The sequence below is a fragment of the Actinomadura sp. NPDC048032 genome, from assembly GCF_040653175.1.
In the GTDB taxonomy this organism is placed as follows: Bacteria; Actinomycetota; Actinomycetes; order Streptosporangiales; family Streptosporangiaceae; genus Spirillospora; species Spirillospora verrucosospora.
The window spans coordinates 1-4,738 of the sequence record NZ_JBEZJP010000532.1 but is presented as its reverse complement, the minus strand read 5'-3'; the positions used below and the strand labels follow the sequence as shown (position 1 = coordinate 4,738).

General features: G+C 76.0%; 4 protein-coding genes. All 4 read left to right on the top strand.

Annotated features, from left to right (window positions below; genetic code table 11):
* A partial coding sequence (locus AB0C69_RS38240) for a DUF4352 domain-containing protein (protein WP_360360824.1) occupies window positions 1-529 on the top strand: 529 nt, incomplete at its 5' end.
* A 290-nt stretch (window positions 530-819) separates the two neighbouring features.
* Window positions 820-2,730, top strand: a complete 1,911-nt coding sequence (locus tag AB0C69_RS38235) for a hypothetical protein (protein WP_360360821.1) — start codon at window positions 820-822, stop codon at window positions 2,728-2,730.
* Window positions 2,731-2,743: 13 nt separating this feature from the next.
* Window positions 2,744-3,730 carry an AAA family ATPase gene (locus AB0C69_RS38230; RefSeq protein WP_345179620.1) on the top strand — a complete coding sequence of 329 codons (987 nt, stop codon included), beginning with the start codon at window positions 2,744-2,746 and terminating at the stop codon, window positions 3,728-3,730.
* Window positions 3,731-3,733: 3 nt separating this feature from the next.
* A partial coding sequence (locus AB0C69_RS38225) for a DUF58 domain-containing protein (protein ID WP_360360818.1) occupies window positions 3,734-4,738 on the top strand: 1,005 nt, incomplete at its 3' end.

Sequence of the window (4,738 nt, the reverse complement as noted above, 5' to 3'; positions counted from 1 at the left end):
GGCGGCGGCCCCGGCGCCCCCGAGGCGGCGACGCGGGCGCGGCTGCACGGGCTGCCTGACCGCCGCCGTCGTGGTCATCGGTCTGATGATCGTCGTGGGAGTCGCGGGGTACCGCTACTTCCAGCCCGTCGAGGGACGGCAGAACACGCCGGCCAGGGACGGCCAGTTCACCTTCGTGGCGTCCCCGACGGCCTGCGGCGTCACCGTGCGCGGCCTCAAGCCCGACTTCGGCGAGAAGCTGTGCCGCGTCAGGATCACCGTGACCAACACCGGGACCAAGACCCGCACGCTCACCGCGGAGCACCAGAAGCTGATCGACGACGGCGGGACGTCGTACGAGGCGCGGGCGATGCCGCGGAGCGGCACCGCGGACGCGGGCACCGCCTCGCTCGCCGAGGTGCTGTCTCCCGGCGCCAGGTTCAACGGCATGCTGATCTTCGAGATCGCCGCCACGGCGCAGCCGGTCTCGGTGGTCCTTCACGACGCCGCTCTGAGCAAGGGCGTGCGCATCGCCGCCAAGGCCGGCTGAGCGACGCGGGTCGGCAGCGGCCGAGGAAGGCGGGACGCAGCGAGCTGACCTTGCGGCGCGGCGATTTTCGCGGTCTTCGCGGTTGCAAGATCGACAGGACTCCGGACGGTGTCCTGTAAGCGGTGTCGGTGCGGTGATGGCGGGTCCATGGCGTCACCGGCGCCGCCGCGGTCCGGGCGTTCGCCGGCCGGGCCGCGGAACGTCTCTGACCTGTGGAGAAGACCTGTCCTGATGGCCGTCGACATGCGCTCCGAGGAGCTCCTGCCGCGGCGGCGGACGAAGGAGTGGCCGTGAAGCCGCAGAACAAGGGCGTCGAGATGGCCCGCTCGCGGGTCGGCTGGTGGGCCGCGGCGGCCCTGGTCACCGTGCTGCTGCTCGCCACGATGCTGGGCGGGGGGCGGGTCGGCCTCGCCGTCGCGGCCACCGACGGCAGCGCCTGGCTGTGGAGCCGGACGGCGGGCGAGGTGGACCGGGTCAACCCCGACAGCGGCCGGGTGGAGCAGCGCCGCCAGGTGACCGACGCCCGCGGCCACCGGGTGCAGGTGACCCAGAACGACCGGTTCCTGCTCATCCACGACCTGGACACCGGCCGCGTGTCGTCGCTCGACCTCAACGGCCTGGGCTTCTCGGGACGGTTGGACATCGGCACCCGCGGCGATCCGCACCTGGCGATGGGCTCCAACGGAGCCGCGCTGGTCGAGCGCACGACCGGCGCGGTGCGCGCGCTCGACCCGGCCACGCTGCGGCCGGTGGGCCCGGTCCTGCAACTGCCCGGCCCGCTGGTCGGCGGCGAGTTCGACGACGCCGGCCTGCTGTGGGTGGCCGCGCCCCGGCAGGGCACCGTCCTCGCCGTGAAGGTCGCCGCCCAGGGCCCCAGCGTCGTCCGCACGGCCGAGGCGGCCCCGCCCGATCACGACCTGGCGATGACCGTGCTGGACGAGGGCGCCCTCGTGGTCGACCGCGACGGGCGCGGACTGGTGGTCGCGACGGGCGGCGGCACCCGCCGGGTCACGACGCCGGTGTCGCTCGTCGGCGCCATGGTGCCGGCGCGCACCCACGGCGCGCTCGCCGCGGTCACCGTGCCCGCGGCCGGCGCGGTGGTCACGCTGGGCGACGTGCGCCAGGGCGGCCCGGTGCGGTCGTTCCCCCTGACCGATCCCGTCCAGGAGCCCGCCGTGCCGTTCGCCGGCAAGGTGTACCTGCCCGTGCGGGAGACCGGGCAGGTGCGGGTCTTCGAACCGGCGGGCCGGCAGACCGGCATGCTGTCGATGCCGGCCGGGCGCGGCGACATGGAGCTTCAGGTCCGCGAGGGCAACCTGTTCGTCAACTCGCCGGGCAGCACGGACGCCCTGGTCGTCGGCGGGGACGGTGTGGCCCGCAAGGTCGGCAAGTACCCGGGCGGGCCGGGGCGCGGCGGAGGCCGCCCGCACAAGCCCGGCGGCGGGGCGAGCAGTCCGCCGCCGGTGCCGGCGCCGCCCGCCGACCCGGTCTTCCCGGACCCGTTCGAGCCGGACCCCCCTTCCGAGGGACCCGAGACGCCGCCGTCCACCCCCGCGACGCCGCCTGCGGACCCCCGCACGGAGGCGCCCCGGCCGTCGGCGACGCCCGGCCCGCACCTTCCGTCGCCACGGGTGCCCTCGCGCACGCCCACGGCATCGCCCAGCGGGAGCAGGCCGACCACGCCGAGGCCGACCACGAGCAGGCCGACGTCCACCAGGCCGGCGACGCCGAGGCCGACCACCACCAGGCCCACCGCGCCGAGGCCGACCACCCCCAGGCCGACGACCCCGCGGCCGACCACCCCGAGGCCGACGACGCCCAAGCCCACCCCGACCAAGCCGAAGCCGAAGCCCACCCAGACGCGCAACCCGTACACGCCGGCGCAGGTCTGCAACGCGACGGCGGGCGGCAACTACCAGGTCCAGCGGTCGTCGTCGTTCGCGGGCGGACGGATCTACCAGCTCTACAGCGCGTCCACCAAGAAGAACTGCGCGGTCACGATGAAGACCGCGGACATCGGCAAGGCCACCAACGTCTGGGTCCGCCTCCAGAGCCAGAACGGCGGCAAGGTCGCCTCCGACAACGGCTCGTTCAAGTACTACGCCGGCCCGGTCTTCGTCCTGGCGCCGGGCGACTGCGTCCGGTACTCGGGCGGCGCCTCCGGCGCCAGCGCCTCGGCCGGCTGGGGCAACTGCGGCTAATGAAGGGCAATGAGTGAGCACCACGACCGCGACGCCGGCGCTGCCCGACGAGGAGGCGCTGCTGGCCGCCGCCGCCTTCGAGCGGATGGCCTCCGGCATCCAGTCGGCGGCGCGCTGCGATCCCGCCACGGTGCGGCTGATCCTCACCGCGTTCGCCGCGGGCGGGCACGTCCTGCTGGAGGACCTGCCCGGCATGGGCAAGACGACCCTGGCGCGCGCTCTGGCGGCGGTGACCGGCGGGAAGATCGGACGCGTGCAGTGCACGCCCGACCTGCTGCCGTCCGACGTCACCGGAGTGACGATCTTCAATGAGCGGAGCCGCGAGTTCGAGTTCCATCCGGGCCCGGTGTTCGCCAACGTCGTCATCGTGGACGAGGTCAACCGGACCTCCCCGAAGACGCAGTCGGCGCTGCTGGAGGTCATGCAGGAAGGGCGGATCACCGTGGACGGGAAGGCGCACCCGGTGCCGCGCCCGTTCCTGGTGGTGGCCACGCAGAACCCCATCGACCTGGAGGGGACGTTCCCGCTGCCCGAGGCGCAGCTCGACCGCTTCCTGATGCGGCTGTCGCTGGGGTACCCGGGCGAGGAGGCGGAGCTGTCGCTGCTGCGCGGCTCGTCGCTGACCGAGCCCGAGGACCTGGCGCCGGTGCTGATCGGCGAGGAGATGGCGCGGCTCGGCGCCGCCGCCGAGCGGGTCGCCGTCGCCGAATCCGTCAACCGGTACGTCCTGCAACTGGCCCAGCGCACCCGGCGGCATCCGCAGCTGCGGGCCGGCGTCTCCCTCCGGGGCTCCATCGCCCTGTGCCGGACGGCGCGGATCTACGCGCTGGCCGACGGCCGCGGCTATGTCACCCCGGACGACGTCAAGGCCCTGGCGCGCCCGGTCTGGGCGCACCGGCTGGTTCCGCTCTCGGGGGCCGCGGGCGCGGCCGAGACCGCGGAGCTGCTGGACGGCGTCCTGGCCGAAGTCCCCGTCCCGGCGGCGCAGGGGAACGGCTAGGCCGTGGCCGGCGGCACCCTCCGCCCCACCGCCCGCGGCTGGGCGCTGCTCGCGGCCGGGGCCGTCCTGTGCGGCTGGGGCTTCGGCCTGGGCTACCCGGCGCCCGGCGCGCTGGGGGCGCTCGCCTTCCCGGCGGTCGCGCTGGCCATGGCGCTCGCCGGCCGGCTCCCGGCCGCCCGGGTCGGCCGCCGGATCACGGCGTCGCGGGTCCGCGCCGGAGTACCCGTGACCGTCGTCCTGGACGTCGCGGCGGGCAAGGGCGCCGGGAGCGCCACCGTCGCCGAGCGCGTCACCGGGATCGGTGATCCGGTCGTCCTTCCCCTGGGCCTCGCCCGCCCGAGGATCCGGTACGAGCTGACCCCGCGGCGGCGCGGCGTGGTGGAGGCGGGACCGCTCAGCCTGGTCCGCACCGACCCGCTGGGGCTCGCGCGCGCCGTCCGGGCGGCCGACGACGTGCCGGTGCGGTTGCTGGTGCATCCGCGCCACCACCACCTCGCCCCCGTGCCGGCGGCGGGCGGCGGGGGCCGGGACACCTCGTCGGCGTCGGTCCGGGCCTCCGAGGGGGCGTTCGCGGGGCTGCGCGAGCACGCGCCCGGCGACGACGTCCGGCAGATCCACTGGCGGACGTCGGCGCGCCGCGGGCGGCTGATGGTCCGCGAGCACGCCGACTCCGCCGGCACGGGCATGACCCTGCTGGTCGACGACCGGTACGGTCCGGACGAACTGGACGCCCTCGTGGAGGCCGCCGCGTCGATCGTGCGGTCCGGCCCGGACGTCCCGGTCGAGTTGCGGCTGGCCGGCGGCGTGCGGTCCGCCGCCGCGGCGGGGGTCGTCGCGCACCTGGACGTGCTCGCCGAGGCGGCGGCGCGGCCCGGCGCGGACTTCCCGGGCGCCTGCGCGGGGCTGCGCTCGGCCCCGACGGGGCGCGCGATCGTGCTGCTGTCCACGGCGGCGGCGGACGAGGACGCCGCCGCGGCCATGCGGCTGCTCGCGGCGCGGCACACCGTC